Origin of the sequence: Pseudomonas umsongensis (genome assembly GCF_012647205.1) — a bacterium.
Classification (GTDB): Bacteria; Pseudomonadota; Gammaproteobacteria; order Pseudomonadales; family Pseudomonadaceae; genus Aquipseudomonas; species Aquipseudomonas umsongensis.
Genome location: NZ_CP051487.1, coordinates 5939505 through 5956833, shown reverse-complemented (window position 1 = coordinate 5956833; position 17329 = coordinate 5939505). Strand labels below are relative to the sequence as shown.

16 protein-coding genes, 2 tRNA genes and 1 pseudogene are annotated in these 17329 nt (G+C 60.3%); 14 read left to right on the top strand and 5 right to left on the bottom strand.

The features are described from left to right. Nucleotides 1–7 precede the first annotated feature (7 nt). Together fkpB and ispH are read left to right on the top strand one after the other, a co-directional pair. Nucleotides 8–445 carry an FKBP-type peptidyl-prolyl cis-trans isomerase gene (gene fkpB / locus HGP31_RS26960; protein WP_173667185.1) on the top strand — a complete coding sequence of 146 codons (438 nt, stop codon included), beginning with the start codon at nt 8–10 and terminating at the stop codon, nt 443–445. 163 nt (nt 446–608) lie between these two features. Next, on the top strand, nt 609–1556 hold the full coding sequence (gene ispH, locus HGP31_RS26955) for a 4-hydroxy-3-methylbut-2-enyl diphosphate reductase (RefSeq protein WP_020798640.1): 948 nt from the start codon (nt 609–611) through the stop codon (nt 1554–1556). Nucleotides 1557–1560: 4 nt separating this feature from the next. On the opposite strand, the gene HGP31_RS26950 is transcribed toward ispH, so the two are convergent. After that, nucleotides 1561–2073, bottom strand: a complete 513-nt coding sequence (locus HGP31_RS26950; protein WP_151143308.1) for a GspH/FimT family pseudopilin — start codon at nt 2071–2073, stop codon at nt 1561–1563. 67 nt (nt 2074–2140) lie between these two features. On the opposite strand from HGP31_RS26950, the gene HGP31_RS26945 reads away from it, so the two are divergent. From HGP31_RS26945 to thiO, 7 genes and pseudogenes are all read left to right on the top strand, one after another. Further along, on the top strand, nt 2141–2614 hold the full coding sequence (locus tag HGP31_RS26945) for a GspH/FimT family pseudopilin (protein WP_168758966.1): 474 nt from the start codon (nt 2141–2143) through the stop codon (nt 2612–2614). Continuing rightward, nucleotides 2611–3060, top strand: coding sequence for a type IV pilus modification protein PilV (gene pilV, locus HGP31_RS26940; protein ID WP_168758965.1), 450 nt, complete (start codon nt 2611–2613; stop codon nt 3058–3060). Before HGP31_RS26945 ends, pilV begins: the two co-directional genes overlap by 4 nt. After that, nucleotides 3057–3776: a prepilin-type N-terminal cleavage/methylation domain-containing protein gene (locus HGP31_RS26935; RefSeq protein WP_020798636.1), complete on the top strand. Its 720-nt coding sequence runs from the start codon at nt 3057–3059 to the stop codon at nt 3774–3776. The genes pilV and HGP31_RS26935 overlap by 4 nt, the downstream gene beginning before the upstream one ends. An 11-nt stretch (nt 3777–3787) precedes the next feature. Next, nucleotides 3788–4258 carry a pilus assembly PilX family protein gene (locus HGP31_RS26930; RefSeq protein WP_033040389.1) on the top strand — a complete coding sequence of 157 codons (471 nt, stop codon included), beginning with the start codon at nt 3788–3790 and terminating at the stop codon, nt 4256–4258. Between the two features lie 103 nt (nt 4259–4361). Next, a pseudogene (locus HGP31_RS26925) lies at nt 4362–6194 on the top strand (pilus assembly protein); the annotation flags it as partial. Between the two features lie 14 nt (nt 6195–6208). After that, nucleotides 6209–6610 (top strand): type IV pilin protein, encoded by a 402-nt coding sequence (locus HGP31_RS26920; RefSeq protein WP_033040385.1) that lies wholly within the window; start codon nt 6209–6211, stop codon nt 6608–6610. 55 nt (nt 6611–6665) lie between these two features. Beyond that, nucleotides 6666–7766: a glycine oxidase ThiO gene (gene thiO / locus HGP31_RS26915; RefSeq protein WP_168758963.1), complete on the top strand. Its 1101-nt coding sequence runs from the start codon at nt 6666–6668 to the stop codon at nt 7764–7766. 102 nt (nt 7767–7868) lie between these two features. Here thiO and HGP31_RS26910 read toward each other — a convergent pair whose 3' ends face one another. From HGP31_RS26910 to HGP31_RS26895, 4 genes are all read right to left on the bottom strand, one after another. Beyond that, nucleotides 7869–9200 (bottom strand): sigma-54-dependent transcriptional regulator, encoded by a 1332-nt coding sequence (locus tag HGP31_RS26910; RefSeq protein WP_168758962.1) that lies wholly within the window; start codon nt 9198–9200, stop codon nt 7869–7871. 2 nt (nt 9201–9202) lie between these two features. After that, nucleotides 9203–10789: a sensor histidine kinase gene (locus HGP31_RS26905; RefSeq protein WP_020798630.1), complete on the bottom strand. Its 1587-nt coding sequence runs from the start codon at nt 10787–10789 to the stop codon at nt 9203–9205. Continuing rightward, nucleotides 10779–11012, bottom strand: coding sequence for a PP0621 family protein (locus HGP31_RS26900; protein WP_033040380.1), 234 nt, complete (start codon nt 11010–11012; stop codon nt 10779–10781). The genes HGP31_RS26905 and HGP31_RS26900 overlap by 11 nt, the downstream gene beginning before the upstream one ends. A gap of 136 nt (nt 11013–11148) precedes the next feature. Further along, nucleotides 11149–12171 (bottom strand): outer membrane protein assembly factor BamD, encoded by a 1023-nt coding sequence (locus tag HGP31_RS26895; protein ID WP_020798627.1) that lies wholly within the window; start codon nt 12169–12171, stop codon nt 11149–11151. Nucleotides 12172–12322: 151 nt separating this feature from the next. Here HGP31_RS26895 and rluD point away from each other — a divergent pair, with 151 nt between their 5' ends. From rluD to HGP31_RS26870, 5 genes are all read left to right on the top strand, one after another. Then, nucleotides 12323–13285 carry a 23S rRNA pseudouridine(1911/1915/1917) synthase RluD gene (rluD, locus tag HGP31_RS26890; RefSeq protein WP_033040377.1) on the top strand — a complete coding sequence of 321 codons (963 nt, stop codon included), beginning with the start codon at nt 12323–12325 and terminating at the stop codon, nt 13283–13285. Next, entirely contained in the window at nt 13282–14034 is a 753-nt protein-coding gene (gene pgeF / locus HGP31_RS26885; protein WP_020798625.1) for a peptidoglycan editing factor PgeF, read from the top strand. Before rluD ends, pgeF begins: the two co-directional genes overlap by 4 nt. Nucleotides 14035–14297: 263 nt before the next feature. After that, nucleotides 14298–16862, top strand: coding sequence for an ATP-dependent chaperone ClpB (gene clpB, locus HGP31_RS26880; protein WP_033040376.1), 2565 nt, complete (start codon nt 14298–14300; stop codon nt 16860–16862). Between the two features lie 301 nt (nt 16863–17163). After that, nucleotides 17164–17239 (top strand) — tRNA-Asn (locus HGP31_RS26875). Nucleotides 17240–17248: 9 nt separating this feature from the next. After that, a tRNA-Pro gene (locus HGP31_RS26870) sits at nt 17249–17325 on the top strand. Nucleotides 17326–17329: the final 4 nt, after the last annotated feature.

Sequence of the window (17329 nt, the reverse complement as noted above, 5' to 3'; positions counted from 1 at the left end):
ACAGGTATTGGCTGAGCAACGCATCGGCCAGAACACGGAAGTCACCTTGCATTTCGCATTGCGCCTGGAGAACGGCGACACGGTGGACAGCACCTTCGACAAGGCCCCGGCGACCTTCAAGGTCGGTGACGGCAACCTGTTGCCAGGTTTCGAAGTGGCGTTGTTCGGTTTCAAGGCGGGCGACAAGCGTACCCTGAGCATCGAGCCGGAAAACGCGTTCGGCCAGCCCAACCCGCAAAACGTGCAGATCATCCCGCGCTCACAGTTCCAGGACATGGACCTGTCGCCAGGTTTGCTGGTGATCTTCAACGATGCGGCCAATACTGAATTGCCGGGTGTGGTCAAAGAGTTCGATGACACGCAAGTGACCATCGACTTCAACCATCCACTGGCGGGCAAGACCCTGACCTTTGACGTGGAAATCATTTCCGTCAAAGCGCTGTAACTGACCGAACACGGTCAAAAATGTGGGAGCGAGCCTGCTCGCGAAGGCTGACAGACATTCAACATTGATGTCGTCTGACACACCGCTTTCGCGAGCAGGCTCGCTCCCACAGTAGGTTTCTACAGTTTTCGCTTTTTCTTGCGCGCAAGACACGAGGCACAGCATGCAAATCAAACTCGCCAACCCCCGTGGCTTCTGCGCCGGCGTGGACCGGGCGATCGAAATCGTCAATCGCGCCCTGGAGGTTTTCGGGCCGCCGATCTATGTGCGCCACGAAGTGGTTCACAACAAGTTCGTCGTCGAAGACCTGCGTAACCGCGGGGCGATCTTCGTCGAAGAGTTGGATCAGGTGCCGGACGATGTGATCGTCATCTTCAGTGCCCACGGCGTGTCCCAGGCCGTACGTACTGAAGCCGCCGGCCGTGGCCTGAAAGTGTTCGACGCCACGTGTCCGCTGGTCACCAAGGTGCATATCGAAGTCGCCCGCTACAGCCGCGATGGACGTGAATGCATCCTTATTGGTCACGCTGGTCACCCGGAAGTCGAAGGCACCATGGGCCAGTACGATGGCAGCAACGGTGGGGCGATCTATCTGGTCGAAGACGAAAAGGACGTCGCCGAACTCCAGGTGAACAACCCGGATAAACTGGCGTTCGTCACCCAGACGACCTTGTCCATGGACGATACCAGTCGCGTCATCGACGCCCTGCGTACTCGGTTCCCGGCCATTGGCGGCCCGCGCAAGGACGACATCTGCTACGCCACGCAAAACCGCCAGGACGCGGTCAAGCAATTGGCCGACGAATGTGATGTGGTGTTGGTGGTCGGTAGCCCGAACAGCTCCAACTCCAATCGCCTGCGTGAACTGGCAGAACGCATGGCAACCCCGGCGTACCTGATCGACGGTGCCGAGGACCTCGACAAGAGTTGGTTCGACGGTGTCGAGCGGATCGGTATCACCGCTGGCGCTTCCGCTCCGGAAGTCCTGGTGCGCGGCGTGATTCAGCAATTGCAGGCCTGGGGTGCTACCGGTGCCGATGAGTTGGCCGGGCGTGAAGAGAACATCACGTTCTCCATGCCAAAAGAACTCCGGGTCCGTTCGCTGCTCTGACCCTTCAGGTTGCGCATAACGCCTGCGCGGTTTTTTCACTGCGCAGGCTGATGCGACCGTTCGAGGCCAGCACCACCTGGTGCTGGCTTTGCGCTTCGCGTGCAGCGCAAACATGCAATGTCCCTGCTTGGAAACCTCCGGACACCGGCTCACCCCCTGGGCCGAAACGTACGGCAGTCCTGACATACTGGTTGCCGAAAATAGCCACGCCAATGCCGCTGCGACGCTCTATCAGCAGCGGATTTCCAGGGTCGTCGTGCCCCTTGCCGCTGACATCCAGAATGATTCGCCAGCCCTGGCTCCAGTCATCGTTTATGCCGTGAACGACGACGACCTGACCGCGCGATACCGCTTCGCTCCTTGCACTGCGCAGACCGCTGACCAGTGACTTGGCCGCTTCCTCGCGATGGTTCGATTCTGTCAGCGCAGCGAATGCCGGACTGACCAGTTGCAGAACAATCCCGAGAATCGCGAGTCCCATAAGCAATTCAATCAGACTGAAACCTTGCTCACGCATGAGATTTTCCTCCCTGGAATGTTCTAGCGCGTGGAGCAGGTATAGCCGACGGCAGTAGAGAGCAACGATGGATCATCGTACAAAAGGTTTCACGTTGATCGAGTTGTTGGTTGCGTTGGCGATTTTCCTGGCCCTGATCACCCTGGTGGTCCCGGCGTTTATCCGTTCGTCGCAAAGCACCAAGGCCGACACCGAGATCAGGGATCTGCAACGTGGCCTCAACTTCGCCCGACTCGAAGCCATTGATCGCGGCGTGACCATTCGGGTACGACCTACGGCGGGTGGGGACGTGTGGACAGGGGAGTTGTCGGTCTATGACGGTACGGGCACCCCGGCGAATGTATTGCGGGTTGTTCCACCGATGAGCAGCGGTGCGACTCTGACGCTAACCTCGGGAGTGTCGGCCATCGATTTCAACAATTTGGGCGGGCTGTCGTCACCCTCCACGGCAGTGGTGATCAGCTATGTGCTCGGAACGCAAAGCAGGATGCTGAATGTGTGTTTGAACGGACGAATTCTATTGGGTGGAAATTGCGGATGAGGCCATGGAGCAAGCGTGCCCAGGAGGGCATGACGTTGATCGAAGTGCTGGTGGCGTTGCTGATTCTGGGCGTGGGGCTGTTGGGCGCGGCCGCCGTTCAATTGAATGCCTTGAAATACACTGACAGTGCGCGCATGACCAGCCAGGCCAGTTTTATCGCCTACGACATGCTGGACCGCATTCGCGCCAATGCCGCCGCCGATTACACCGTGACACCGCCGACCTCAGGCAATCTCAACGTCGCCCGGGACCAGGATCTCTACGATTTCACCCATAACATCGTCAATTTCGGTGGTGCCACGGCGACCGGCACAATCTCCCTGAGCCAGCGGGTGTACACCATCACCATTAATTGGGACGACTCGCGGGCCGCCAACAGCGCGAACTCAAGGCGCAGTTTCGTCCTCACAAGCCGCGCGACCGCCGACCCGGTGACCACGCCATGAGCCGCTCCAATCGCGGGTTCGGCCTGATCGAGTTGCTGATTGCCCTGGCGTTGAGCCTCGTGGTGGTACTGGGTGTGGTGCAGGTGTTCATCGCCGCAAAAAACACCTACATCAGCCAGAATGCCGCCGCAGCCATGCAGGAGGACGCGCGCTTTGTGCTGAGCAAGATGATCCAGGAAATCCGCATGGTCGGCATGTTCGGCTGCCTGGGGACGATCACCGATGCCAGCAAAGAGGGTGATTTCGCTGCCAGCCAGATAAAACCGATCAGTTGGGACAACGCCAGTCTCAAGCTAATCCTGGTCACGGCGGATGTCGGCAGCAATGGCGGGACCCCGGCCTGGACGGTGGTTTCCGATTGTCGAAGCAGTGCGACGGCTTACTCCGACCTGCGCACACCTGCCACGGGGCAACTGGCATTTCCTATCCGGCGATTGATCTACAGCTTGAAGAACGGTCAGCTGACGTTGGGTGCCGGTAGGGAGACACCGAAACCGCTCCAGCAAGTGCTGGTGGATAACGTCAGTGCCTTCGACGTGAGCTTCGGCCTCGCCAGCTCGGCTGCCGATTCGGCGGTGTCCAGTTACAGCAGCAACCCGTCGGACCCGGCGCGCATCCGTAGCGTACGCCTGAACCTGACACTCACGGACCCGAACCACCGGGTGAGCGACCAAACCTTCAACGTGGTTGCCGCCTTGCGCAACCGCCTGCCATGAAGGGCGGGCCGATGCGTGTGTCCCCTGGTTGCCAGCGCGGCATGGCGCTGCTGGTCAGCCTGGTGTTCCTGTTACTGCTGACGCTGATCGGCATCTCGTCGATGCAAAACGCCACGCTGCAGGAAAAAATGGCCGGTAGCCTGAGCTTGCGCAACCAGTCATTCCAGGCTGCCGAAGCGGTGTTGCGCGTAGGCGAAAGCGCGGTTCAGCTCGACAGTTATTCGTTGCCGGTGTGCAGCGGCACGTTCCGGTGCGCACCGCCTGCCGAATCGACGACTCTCAAGTCGGCCGGGTTCAACTCCACCTCGGGGGTGACCTGGATCGCGTCGGGCGCCGGCTTCTATGGCGTGCAGAACATTGGCACCAGCCTGGCCGCGGTGAACGTGCCGAGTAACACCTCGGTGACCTTGTACCGGGTCACCGCCGTGGGCATTGCGGGCAGCTCACGCAGTGTGGTGGAGAGCATTTATGCGAAATATTGATAACCGCACGCAGCGGTGGAGATTGTTGAGCGGGGTCTTTTGCGCCTTGTTCCTGGCAGCTCCCGCCGGTGCCTTCACGCCCTCGGATTCACCCTTGTTGTGCGCCGCCGGCTCCGGCGGCAGTGGTGTCGCCAGCGCCACCCGCTATTTCCAGACCCGCTACGACCCCAAGGACTGGCGTGGCACGATCAAGGCCTACGGCCTCACCGCCAGTGGCGCGGTCAACACCGCGTCGGTGCTGTGGTCCACCGATAACACCATCGTGCCGGGCGCTACGGCACCGACCTATCAATCATGGAACAACCAGAGCAACAGCGTCGTGCCATTGGCCTTCGCCAATTTTTCCACGACCCAGCAAGCCGTTCTCAACCAGGGCTTGCCCGGCGATATCACGGGCAGCGATCTGGTGGAGTGGAGCAAGGGCACCAACAAGGCTGGCCTGAAGGCGCGCAGTGTGTTGCTGGGCGATATCATCAACTCACCGCTGGTCCTGGCGGCACCTTCGGATCAAACCGCATCGGACTTGTCGGGGGACACCGGCTATAGCGCTTACCTGGCGATCAAGGCGGTCAACATGAGTGCGAGTCTGGTGGTCAACGCCAACGATGGTTTCGTCAGCGTCATCAATACCGGCAACGGTGCCCGGCGCTACGCCTACATGCCCTCCAGCGTACTGCCGTCTTTGCGTTACATCGCCGATAACGCCTACATCAACGGTGTCAGCCACAAGTTTCTGGTGGATGGGCAGGTGGGCGTGTTCGATGCTCAGCTCAACAGTGCCTGGAAAACCCTCGCACTGGGCGGAACGGGGGCGGGCGGGCGAACCTTCTATGCGCTGCAGTTGTTCGACGCGTCGGCGGGCAATGTCATGAAGGCCTTGTGGGAAATCAGCGCGCCGGTCACTGCCAGTGCGGCGAACGCGTTCAATGACCTGGGTTATGCCTACGCCCGTCCGGAGGTGGCACGCTTGGCGGATGGGCGGTGGGCGGCGTTCATTGCCAACGGCTACGGCAGCAATTCAGGGGTAGCGGCGTTGTACGTGGTGGACATTCGTGACGGCAGCCTGATCAGGAAAGTCGTGATCGACAGCAGCGAAACCACTAACGGCTTGTCTTCGGTGAAACTCAAGGTGAACTCGCAGAACGTGGTGCAGGCAGCCTATGGCGGCGATCTCAAGGGACGGCTCTGGAAGTTTGACCTGAGTGGCACCACCCCGGATGCCTGGGGCCTGGCATTTGCCGGCCAGCCGTTGTTTACCACAGCCGGTGGCGCTACCCAGCCAATCACCGCGCAGCCATTGCTGGCGGACAACGCCCTGGGTGGCAAGTTGGTGTTTTTCGGCACTGGAAAACTCAACGAGGCGGCAGACAAGACCAACAAGGACCTGCAGGCGTTCTACGCGGTGTGGGACGCGAACGGGGGCTCCGGACAAATCACCACCGCCAGTCTGCAGGCTCAGGCCGTGACCGGGGTGCTTTCGGGAAGTTCGGGGCAGTTGATCACTACCAGCCAGAACGAGGTGACCTACCCGGCGAAAAAGGGCTGGTATTTGCCGCTGCTGTATAACAGCACGCTGACCGGTGAGCGGGTGCTCAACCAGGCCAGCCTGGTGCTCGGGCGGATCGTCTTCACCACGGCAAGCGTGGATACCACGCAACCTTGCGCCAGCTCTGGTAGCGGCAAACTGGTCGAACTCGATGCGTTCAGCGGTAAGATGCTCAATTACGCGGTGCTCGACAGTAACGGCGACGCAGTGATCGACAGCACCGACACGCTGTCCAGCGGCGTGGTCTTTACCGGCGGCATTCCGACTTTGAACGCCATCGTCAATGGCGCGACGCGCAAGATCGTGAACGATTCCAGTGGCGGTATCTCCACGCTGGTGGAAAAATCCGGCGGCGGCAGCCGTCGCATCATGTGGCGACAAATACAGTAAGCGAGAGTTGAGGCATGCACAGATCCAACCGCGGTTTTACCCTGATCGAAATCATGATCGTGATTGCGATCATCGGGATTGTCATGACCATCGCTATGCCGAGCTTCACCGAATACCTCAATAAGGGGCGCCGCACCGAAGTGGCCGGTCTGCTTTCCGAGCAGGCGCAGATCCTTGAGCGTTTCTATTCACAGAAAAACGTCTATAGCGGTGTCCCGGGTCTCAGCGCCGGAAATGACTACTACACCATCACGCCGACTCTGACCGACCAGACCTTCTTGCTGACGGCGGTGCGCAAGCCTGGCACCAGCATGGCCAATGACAAGTGCGGTGATTTCACCATCACCAATACGGGGACGCGCGCGATGGTCAATGCCACGGCCGGCCTGACCACCAAGGATTGCTGGGGTCGCTGAGTTTCCTTTTCGGGCGCCCTTTGCGCCTTTGTCTATTTAATGGTTGGATCAGAACATGACCAGGCAACAGCAAGTGGTGATCGTCGGTGGTGGGGTAATCGGCCTGCTGACGGCATTCAATCTCGCGTCCCAGGTGCAGAGCGTGCTGCTGCTGGACCGGTCGAGCGTTGGCCAGGAATCGTCCTGGGCGGGCGGCGGCATCGTTTCTCCGCTCTATCCATGGCGCTACAGCCCTGCGGTTACCGCGCTGGCGCATTGGTCCCAGGATTTTTATCCACAGCTGGGCGAGCGCTTGTTCGCTGCTACCGGGATCGATCCCGAGGTGCATACCACGGGCCTGTATTGGCTGGACCTGGACGATGAAGCCGAGGCGCTGGCCTGGGCCGCGAGCGAGGGCCGGCCACTGCGGGCTGTGGATATCTCGGTGGCCCACGATGCGGTGCCGGTGCTCGGTGGCGGCTTTTCCCGAGCGATCTACATGGCCAACGTCGCCAATGTGCGCAACCCACGGCTGGTTAAGTCGCTCAAGGCGGCATTGCAGGCGCTGGCGAACGTGACGATTCATGAGCAATGCGAAGTCAGCGGGTTTATTGCCCAAGACGAAAAAATAGTCGGTGTGCAGACCTCCGCCGGTGCGATTCATGGCGATCAAGTGGTTCTTACCGCTGGCGCCTGGAGCGGCGACTTGCTCAAGAGCCTGGGCCTTGAGCTGCCGGTCGAACCGGTGAAAGGACAGATGATCCTCTACAAGTGCGCGGCGGATTTCCTGCCGAGCATGGTGCTGGCCAAAGGGCGTTATGCAATACCGCGGCGCGATGGGCACATCCTGATTGGCAGCACCCTGGAGCATGAAGGCTACGATAAGACGCCTACCGAGTCGGCACTCGAGAGCCTCAAGGCTTCGGCCGTGGAATTGATCCCGGCGTTGGCCGACGCCGAGGTGGTGGGACATTGGGCAGGATTGCGGCCAGGTTCGCCGGAGGGCATTCCCTACATTGGCCGGGTGCCGGGGTTCGATGGCCTATGGCTCAATTGCGGGCACTACCGTAACGGGCTGGTACTGGCGCCGGCGTCCTGTCAGTTGTTCGCTGATGTGATGTTGGGCAGGGCGCCGATCATTGATCCGGCACCCTATGCGCCGGCCGGGCGGATCTAACCTGGAAAGATCTGGCGTCTGTTAGATGACCTTCGCGAGCAGGCTCGCTCCCACAATGGAATGCGATCAACTGTGGGAGCGAGCCTGCTCGCGAAGAGGCCCTCAATCCAACCCTAATTTCTTCAGCCTGTAGCGCATCGACCGAAACGACAGATTCAACCGCTGAGCCGCCGCCGTGCGGTTCCAGCGGGTCTCTTCCAGGGCCTGGAGAAGCAGTTGGCGCTCAACGTTTTCCAGGTACGCCTCCAGGTTATCGATCTGCGTGAGGTCCGGCACGCCCCCTTCGGCGGAGCAGTTGCCCTCGGCCAGGCGCAGGTCGCTGGCCTCGATCCGGTTGTTTTCGCATAAGGTGTGAGCGCGTTCGAGCATATTCTCCAGCTCCCGCACATTGCCCGGAAAACGGTAGCTTTTCAGGGCGTCGAGGGCATTGGGGTGGAGTTTTGCCGCGGGCTGCCCGGTGTCTGCAGCCAGGCGCTTGAGCACATGGCAGGCCAGCGGCTCGATGTCGTCACGGCGTTCGCGCAACGGTGGCACGCGTAGTTCGATCACGTTCAGGCGGTAGTACAGATCCTGGCGAAAACGTTCGCCGGCGACTTCGGCGCCAAGGTCTTTGTGGGTGGCGCACAGTATGCGCACATCAACCACCCTTTCCTGTTGCCCACCGACGCTGCGTACGGCTTTCTCCTGGATCGCCCGCAGCAGTTTGACCTGCATGGGCAGAGGCAGGTCTGCCACTTCGTCGAGAAACAGGGTGCCGCCGTGGGCCGCCTGGAACAATCCGGGCTTGTCCTCGATGGCGCCGCTGAAGCTGCCTTTTCGATGGCCGAAAAACTCGCTTTCCATCAGCTCCGTCGGAATCGCGCCGCAATTGACCGGGACAAAGGGCTGGTTGGCCCGTGGTCCTCGCTCATGAATCAGGCGGGCGACCAGTTCCTTGCCACTGCCGGACTCGCCACTGATGTACACCGGAGCCTGGCTGCGGGCCAGCTTGTCGATCTGCTGGCGCAGATTGCGCATGGGCGGCGAGTCGCCTAGCAAGCGGCGATCGATGGTGGTCCCAGGGGCGGGTAACAGCAAGGCACTGGTGACCAGTTTCCGCAAGCGGGTCAGGTCCACCGGCTTGGTCAGGAAGTCGAAAGCGCCGGCCTTCAGCGCATTGATCGCCGTATCGAGGTTGCCATAGGCGGTGATCATGGCCACCGGAATCTGTGGATAGCGTTGCTGGATGTGTTGCACCAGCACAAGACCGCTGCCATCCGGCAGGCGCATGTCGGTCAGGCACAGGTCGAACGTCTCGCGCTGGAGCAGGGCCAAGGCCTCGCCAACGTTACGGGCACTGTAAGTGTCGAGTTTCATCCGTCCCAGGGTGATTTCCAGGAGTTCGCGGATGTCCGGTTCGTCGTCGACGACCAGAACTTTTTTCCGTGGGCTCATGTTCAACCTTGTTTGCGTCCGTGAGCAAAGGTGATGCGAAAGCAGCCGCCTTGGCGTGGTTTGAAGTCCAGGCGAGCCTGGTTGCTCTCGCACAGCTCACGTGACAGGTATAGCCCCAGGCCAGTGCCCTGTTGGCTGGTGGTGAAGAAGGGCTCAAACAGTTGTGCTTGATGATCCGGGGCCACTCCGGGGCCGTCGTCGAGGATTTCGAGGACCGGAAGCTGGCTTTCGGGATCGGTGAACAATTCAAGCCAGACCTGCGCCGGGTCGTGGTCCAGGGCGCTATGGCGCCAGGCATTGCCTATCAGGTTGTCGAGAATCTGCTCCAGCTGGTTCGGGTCCATCAAGGTCTCGAAGTCACCGGGCGCAATGCGCAGATGGATTTTCTGGTGCTCGCTCGCCTGGTCGCGGGTTGCCGCCACGAACTGTTCCAGCCAAGGCCTCAGGTCGAGTCGTTGGGTCGCGGTTTGCTGGCGGCGGGACAGTTGCAGGACGTTTTCGATAACCCGATTCATGCGCTGAGAGTGGTCTTGAATAATCTGCGTCAGACGCCGGTCCGCGGCATTCAGTTCCTCCGATTCTCGCAATAGCTGCGCGGCGTGACTGATGGCGCCCAACGGATTGCGGATTTCATGGGCAATACCGGCGGTCAGGCGACCCAGGGCGGCGAGCTTCAGTTGGTGAGCCTGCTGGGTGATCTGTGCGAGGTCTTCGAGAAAGACCAGGGTCTGGCGGTGTGGGCTGGAGGACAGGGCGATGAAGCTTGGCTGTAGTTCAAGGCCGCTACGGGCGATTTTCAGGCTTTGCGGGCGCAGCGTCGGATTGTTGATCCACAGTTGCAGGCGCTCGACCAGGGCAGGTGCATGTTCGTCAATTCGTTGGCCTTCGAGGCGCTCGCAGCCCAGCAGGGTCAAGGCGCCATGATTGGCCAGTTGCACGCGCCATTGGTCATCAAGCACCAGGATGCCAGTACGCATGCGTTGCAGGATCAGTGCATTGAGGGCTTCCAGGCCAACCACTTCGCTGGCCTTCTGTTGCACCAGGGTTTCGCTGACTTCCAGTCGTCGGATCAGGCCCTGTACCAGCAGCGCCGCGGCAAAACACAGCACGCCAAGCGTGCCGACCTGCAAATAATCGTTGGGATTGGCACGATGGCTGACATTCAGCAGGAAGCTCGAACCCAGGATGCCAAGTGTGCTGATGGCGGCAATGAGCAAGCCGATGCGTTTTCGCAACAAGGTATTGCTGATGGCCACCGAGACGATCAGCAAGTTGCCAATAGCGCTGGCCACTCCGCCAGCGGCGTAGAACAACCCGCAAAGCAGCAGGACGTCGACCAGAGCCAGGCTGAGCAGTTGCGTCGGGCGTCGGGTGCTCTGGAAGAAGACTGCCAGCAGGATATTCAGCACCAGGTACAACCAGCTGCCACTGCGCAGCAGGTCGTCATTGGCGGCCGTAAGCAAGCGGTTGTCCAGGTTGCTGGAAATCAGCAATACCAAGGTGATGCCGATGCTTAAACGGTAGAGGTGATAGAGACGCAGCAGTCGCTGGGCCTGTTTTTCGCCGGGACTGGACGTCTCAGCGATCACTAGGACCGGGGCCTTGCTCCAGGTGAGCCTGGCTGCAATACCACTGTTGTTGAAGGCGCAGTGCACGATCGCGGGGCAGGTGCACGCCGCAATGGGCGCAGCGGACCATGGGGGCTGCTTCCAGCTCGGCGGAGGACTTGGGTGCAGACGCCTGGCCCTTGTACTTGCGCCAGAACCACACAGCGGCGGCAATCACGGCGATCCAGAATAATAAACGAAGCATGGTGAGCTGCTATATGACGGATGAACCGCCAGTTTAGCCAAGGACATGGCAGGCGCACAGCGTATTCGCGCTGGATAAAAACGGCGCAATAAAAAAGGGAGACTCGAGAGTCTCCCTTCCTGCACCGTCGGTCGTATCAGTCGAACACGCCGAAGGTCATGTAGCTGAACCACGAGCGGTCTTCGTTGTTGCCCTCTGCCTCGTGGTCCTCTTCCTCGATCACATCGCCGCTGCTGTCTTTAGGCTTGAGCTCGTTGGGAATCGCGTCCTTGGCGTCCTGGAACTGCTTCTGCACGTCCTGGTTGGCGCGGGTTTCTCCCGGTGGCAGCGGTGGACGGGATTCGATCAGGCCCAGGGTAGCCTTGCTCAGCCACGAACGGTTGTCGGCTTCGGCAACCGATGGCACGAACTGACCGTCCACCAGGCTTGGGTGGTTCGGGTAGTTGAGCTTCAGGGTTTCGAGGCTGGTGGCCGCCAGGTCGTCCAGGTGCAGGCGCTGGTAGGCCTCGGTCATCACTGCCAGGCCGTCACCGACTGCAGGGGTTTCCTGAAAGTTTTCCACCACGTAGCGGCCACGGTTCGCGGCAGCCACATAGGCCTGGCGGGTCAGATAGTAGTCGGCCACGTGGATTTCGTAGGCTGCCAGCAGGTTGCGCAGGTAGATCATGCGCTGCTTGGCATCCGGCGCGTAACGGCTGTTGGGGAAGCGGCTGGTCAGCTGGGCGAACTCGTTGTAGGAGTCGCGGGCGGCACCCGGGTCACGCTTGGTCATGTCCAGCGGCAGGAAACGCGACAGCAGGCCAACGTCCTGGTCAAAAGAAGTCAGGCCCTTGAGGTAGTAGGCGTAATCGACATTCGGATGCTGTGGGTGCAGGCGAATGAAGCGCTCGGCAGCTGCCTTGGCGGCTTCCGGTTCGGCGTTCTTGTAGTTGGCGTAGATCAGTTCCAGCTGAGCCTGGTCGGCATAGCGGCCGAACGGATAGCGCGATTCCAGAGCCTTCAGCTTGGCAGTGGCGCTGGTGTAGCTATTATTGTCCAGATCGGCTTGAGCCTGTTGGTACAACTCGACTTCGCTCAGGTTTTCGTCTACGACTTCCTTCGAAGAGCAAGCAGCGGTCAATGCGAGGATGGCGATCAGCAGCAGGTGTTTCACTTGCATGGCGGCTTGCGTCCCTATGACGGCCGCTGTCTTGGGCGAGGCCGTCCTGTTATGATGAGCGCCCCGTTGAATAGCCTCGGGGCAAAAGACGCCGTATTTAACCACAAGCGCGCAGCCGAAACCAAAGGCTGTGCCGACGCCCAGTCCGAGCATGTCCGATAAAATTGAACTTCGCGCAGAGGTGCCGTCCGAATTGGGCGGCCAACGCCTCGATCAAGTCGCCGCACAACTATTCGCTGAGCACTCGCGCTCGCGCCTTTCCGCCTGGATCAAAGACGGCCGCCTGACTGTGGATGGGGCGGTTATCCGCCCGCGAGACATCGTTCACGGTGGCGCCATTCTTGAACTCACCGCCGAGCAGGAAGCTCAGGGCGAATGGATCGCTCAAGACATCGAGCTGGACATCGTCTACGAAGACGACGACATCCTTGTGATCAACAAGCCCGCGGGCCTGGTGGTTCACCCGGCTGCTGGCCACGCTGATGGCACCTTGCTCAACGCCTTGCTGCATCACGTGCCGGACATCATCAATGTGCCCCGCGCCGGGATCGTGCATCGCCTGGACAAGGACACCACCGGCCTGATGGTGGTGGCCAAGACCATCCAGGCGCAGACGCAGCTGGTGACACAGTTGCAGAGTCGCAGCGTCAGCCGGATCTACGAGTGCATCGTGATCGGCGTGGTGACGGCGGGTGGCAAGATCAACGCGCCCATTGGTCGCCATGGCCAGCAACGCCAGCGCATGGCCGTGATGGAAGGTGGCAAGCAGGCCGTCAGCCATTACCGCGTGCTCGAGCGTTTCCGCTCCCACACCCACGTGCGGGTGAAGCTGGAGACCGGTCGTACGCACCAGATTCGCGTGCACATGGCGCACATCAACTTCCCGTTGGTCGGAGACCCTGCCTATGGCGGTCGTTTCCGGATTCCGCCGGCAGCCAACCCGACCATGGTTGAATCGTTGAAGAACTTCCCGCGTCAGGCACTGCATGCACGGTTCCTGGAGCTGGACCATCCGACGACCGGTGTCCGTATGAGCTGGGAATCGCCGCTGCCGGAAGACTTTGTCTGGTTGCTGACCCTGCTCAAGCAAGATCGCGAGGCGTTTGTCGGATGAGTGACTGGCTGATTCCTGACTGGCCCGCGCCGGCCGGGGTCAAAGCCTGTGTGACCACCCGTGCGGGCGGCGTCAGCCTGGCGCCGTTCGACAGCCTCAATCTTGGCGATCATGTCGACGACAGCCCCGAAGCTGTCGCCGAAAATCGCCGTCGCCTTACTGATCACTTCTCCATTCAACCGGCCTGGTTGCAGCAGGTTCACGGCATCGTCGTGGCCCATGCGGACCCGAGCCGGGTGATGACTGCTGACGCCAGTTGGACTTCAACGCCGGGCATTGCCTGTGCGGCGATGACTGCCGACTGCCTGCCTGCGCTTTTTTGCGACCGTGCCGGTACCCGCGTTGCCGCAGCCCATGCCGGTTGGCGCGGGCTGGCGGCCGGTGTGCTGGAAGCCACGCTCGACAGTCTGGCTGTTGCGCCTGCCGAGGTCCTGGTCTGGCTCGGCCCAGCCATTGGCCCGCAAGCGTTTGAAGTCGGCCCGGAAGTGCGCGAAACCTTCGTCGGGCAATTGCCCGAAGCCGCCCAGGCATTTGTGCCAAGCCAAAACCCCGGCAAGTTCATGGCCGACATCTATATGCTGGCGCGTTTGCGTCTGGCGGCTCGTGGTGTAACCGCTGTTTACGGCGGCGGTTTCTGTACCGTGACCGATCCGCGCTTCTTTTCTTATCGCCGTGCGTCGCGCACCGGCCGCTTTGCCTCCCTGATCTGGCTTCAAGTGCCCTGTCTCACAAATACTGTTCCTTTTTGACGGCGTCTGTTGCCGTCATGCTGCGTTGCCGCTCCTCGCCATAGCGGGCTATGACTCGTCGCGGCGCCTTGCCTGACAGCAACAGCCACTCGTCAAAAGAGGAACGTATTTGCGAGGCAGGGCACCAGGCTAGACTTCTCTGACCTGCATCAACATCACAACGCTTGAAACTCCCAGAATCGACCGCATCTATTGTGGTATCTGGCAGGTTTCTTCATTCAGGATGTTTTATAGGTCCGACCTGCTCAAAAGGAAGGTGACCCATGCGTATAGACCGTTTAACCAGCAAATTGCAGTTAGCCTTGTCCGACGCCCAATCCCTGGCTGTCGGTCTCGATCATCCGGCCATTGAACCGGCGCATTTGATGCAAGCCCTGCTCGAACAACAGGGTGGCTCGATCAAGCCCCTGCTGATGCAGGTGGGCTTCGATGTCAACAGCTTGCGTAAAGAGCTGACCAAAGAGCTCGACCAGCTGCCGAAAATCCAGAATCCCACCGGCGACGTGAACATGTCGCAGGATCTGGCGCGCCTGCTCAATCAAGCCGATCGCCTGGCCCAGCAGAAGGGCGACCAGTTCATTTCCAGTGAGCTGGTGCTGCTCGCCGCCATGGACGAGAACAGCAAGCTCGGCAAGCTTTTGCTCGGCCAGGGCGTGAGCAAGAAAGCCCTGGAAAATGCGATCAACAACCTGCGTGGTGGCGAGGCGGTCAATGACCCCAACCACGAGGAAGCGCGTCAGGCACTGGACAAGTACACCGTCGACCTGACCAAGCGTGCCGAGGAGGGCAAGCTTGATCCGGTGATCGGCCGTGACGATGAAATTCGCCGCACGATCCAGGTCCTGCAACGTCGCACCAAGAACAACCCGGTGCTGATCGGTGAGCCAGGCGTCGGTAAAACCGCCATCGCCGAAGGCCTGGCCCAGCGCATCATCAACGGTGAGGTGCCTGATGGCCTCAGGGGCAAGCGCCTGCTGTCCCTGGACATGGGGGCGCTGATCGCCGGTGCCAAATACCGTGGCGAGTTCGAAGAGCGCCTGAAGGCGTTGCTCAACGAGCTGTCGAAGCAGGAAGGGCAGATCATTCTGTTCATCGACGAGCTGCACACCATGGTCGGTGCCGGTAAAGGCGAGGGCTCGATGGATGCAGGCAATATGCTCAAGCCGGCCCTGGCACGCGGTGAGTTGCACTGCGTCGGTGCGACCACGCTCAACGAGTACCGCCAATACATCGAGAAGGACGCCGCCCTGGAGCGACGCTTCCAGAAAGTGCTGGTGGACGAGCCGAGCGAAGAAGACACCATCGCCATCCTGCGTGGCCTGAAGGAGCGCTACGAGGTCCACCACAAGGTGGCGATCACCGACGGCGCGATCATTGCGGCGGCCAAGCTCAGCCATCGCTACATCACTGACCGGCAATTGCCGGACAAGGCCATCGACCTGATCGACGAGGCCGCCAGCCGCATCCGCATGGAGATCGACTCCAAGCCGGAGGTGCTGGACCGCCTGGAGCGCCGTTTGATTCAGCTGAAGGTGGAATCCCAGGCGCTGAAGAAAGAAAGCGACGATGCGGCGAAAAAACGCCTGGAAAAACTCCAGGAAGAAATTGCCCGTCACGAGCGTGAGTACTCGGATCTCGAAGAAATCTGGAACTCGGAAAAAGCTGAGGTGCAGGGTTCGGCGCAGATCCAGCAGAAGATCGAACAGTCACGTCAGGAGCTGGAAGCAGCCCGCCGCAAAGGCGACCTGAACCGCATGGCCGAATTGCAGTATGGGGTGATCCCGGACCTGGAACGCAGCCTGCAAATGGTCGACCAGCATGGCAAACCCGAGAACCAGCTGCTGCGCAGCAAGGTGACCGAAGAGGAAATTGCTGAAGTCGTGTCGAAATGGACCGGCATTCCCGTGTCGAAAATGCTCGAGGGCGAGCGCGAAAAACTGATGAAGATGGAAAGCCTGTTGCACCAGCGTGTGATCGGCCAGGATGAAGCGGTCGTGGCGGTTTCCAACGCGGTACGGCGCTCCCGCGCCGGGTTGTCCGACCCGAACCGGCCAAGCGGCTCGTTCATGTTCCTCGGCCCGACCGGTGTCGGTAAAACCGAGCTGTGCAAGGCGCTGGCCGAATTCCTCTTTGATACCGAAGAGGCGATGGTGCGGATCGACATGTCCGAGTTCATGGAGAAACATTCCGTGGCTCGCCTGATCGGTGCGCCACCGGGCTACGTCGGTTATGAAGAGGGCGGTTACCTGACCGAGGCGGTGCGCCGCAAGCCTTACTCGGTGATCCTCATGGATGAAGTCGAGAAGGCGCACCCGGACGTGTTCAACATCTTGCTCCAGGTGCTGGAAGATGGTCGCCTGACCGACAGCCATGGCCGTACGGTGGACTTCAAGAACACCGTGATCGTCATGACCTCCAACCTGGGTTCGGTGCAGATCCAGGAGCTGGTGGGTGATCGCGAGGCCCAGCGTGCGGCGGTGATGGACGCGATTTCCACCCACTTCCGGCCGGAGTTCATCAACCGGGTCGACGAAGTGGTGATCTTCGAGCCTTTGGCGCGGGATCAGATCGCTGGCATTACCGAGATCCAGCTGGGTCGCCTGCGCAGTCGCCTGACCGAGCGGGAGCTGAAGCTGGAGCTGAGCCCAGAAGCCATGGACAAGCTGATCGCGGTGGGTTACGACCCGGTATACGGCGCACGGCCGCTCAAGCGAGCGATCCAGCGCTGGATCGAGAACCCGCTGGCGCAGTTGATCCTTTCCGGTCGATTCATGCCGGGAGACACGGCCCATGGCGTGGTGGAGAACGACGAAATCGTCTTCGTCTGATCCAGATCGGCGGCAAAATTGAAGAGGCCTCGCATTGCGAGGCCTTTTTTTCATCTAGGCTGTTGAACTCTAAGGAAAAGGCTTGTAAAGTGCGCCCCGCAGTAAGTCACCCGCCAGGGTTTCTGCTCCCCAAGCAGGAATCGAAAATAAGTTGCAAATCATTAACTTGAAAGCAATTTAGGGGGTTGACAGAGGTTGTAGAGATTGTAGAATAGCGCGCCTCAGACACACGAACGCAGCGATGCAAACGGGTTGAAGAGAACGCAGTAAAGCTTCAAAGTTGTAAATTGAAATATGTAGTTCCGTGATAGCTCAGTCGGTAGAGCAAATGACTGTTAATCATTGGGTCCCAGGTTCGAGTCCTGGTCACGGAGCCAATTTCAAACCGGGGTATAGCGCAGTCCGGTAGCGCGCCTGCTTTGGGAGCAGGATGTCAGGAGTTCGAATCCCCTTACCCCGACCATTTT

Excerpts from the sequence above, each read along its gene's own strand:
- ispH (WP_020798640.1), top strand. The coding sequence starts at position 609 with ATGCAAATCAAACTCGCCAACCCCCGTGGCTTCTGCGCCGGCGTGGAC.
- HGP31_RS26950 (WP_151143308.1), bottom strand. The coding sequence starts at position 2,073 with ATGCGTGAGCAAGGTTTCAGTCTGATTGAATTGCTTATGGGACTCGCG.
- HGP31_RS26945 (WP_168758966.1), top strand. The coding sequence starts at position 2,141 with ATGGATCATCGTACAAAAGGTTTCACGTTGATCGAGTTGTTGGTTGCG.
- pilV (WP_168758965.1), top strand. The coding sequence starts at position 2,611 with ATGAGGCCATGGAGCAAGCGTGCCCAGGAGGGCATGACGTTGATCGAA.
- HGP31_RS26935 (WP_020798636.1), top strand. The coding sequence starts at position 3,057 with ATGAGCCGCTCCAATCGCGGGTTCGGCCTGATCGAGTTGCTGATTGCC.
- HGP31_RS26930 (WP_033040389.1), top strand. The coding sequence starts at position 3,788 with ATGCGTGTGTCCCCTGGTTGCCAGCGCGGCATGGCGCTGCTGGTCAGC.
- HGP31_RS26920 (WP_033040385.1), top strand. The coding sequence starts at position 6,209 with ATGCACAGATCCAACCGCGGTTTTACCCTGATCGAAATCATGATCGTG.
- thiO (WP_168758963.1), top strand. The coding sequence starts at position 6,666 with ATGACCAGGCAACAGCAAGTGGTGATCGTCGGTGGTGGGGTAATCGGC.
- HGP31_RS26910 (WP_168758962.1), bottom strand. The coding sequence starts at position 9,200 with ATGAGCCCACGGAAAAAAGTTCTGGTCGTCGACGACGAACCGGACATC.
- HGP31_RS26900 (WP_033040380.1), bottom strand. The coding sequence starts at position 11,012 with ATGCTTCGTTTATTATTCTGGATCGCCGTGATTGCCGCCGCTGTGTGG.
- HGP31_RS26895 (WP_020798627.1), bottom strand. The coding sequence starts at position 12,171 with ATGCAAGTGAAACACCTGCTGCTGATCGCCATCCTCGCATTGACCGCT.
- rluD (WP_033040377.1), top strand. The coding sequence starts at position 12,323 with ATGTCCGATAAAATTGAACTTCGCGCAGAGGTGCCGTCCGAATTGGGC.
- pgeF (WP_020798625.1), top strand. The coding sequence starts at position 13,282 with ATGAGTGACTGGCTGATTCCTGACTGGCCCGCGCCGGCCGGGGTCAAA.
- clpB (WP_033040376.1), top strand. The coding sequence starts at position 14,298 with ATGCGTATAGACCGTTTAACCAGCAAATTGCAGTTAGCCTTGTCCGAC.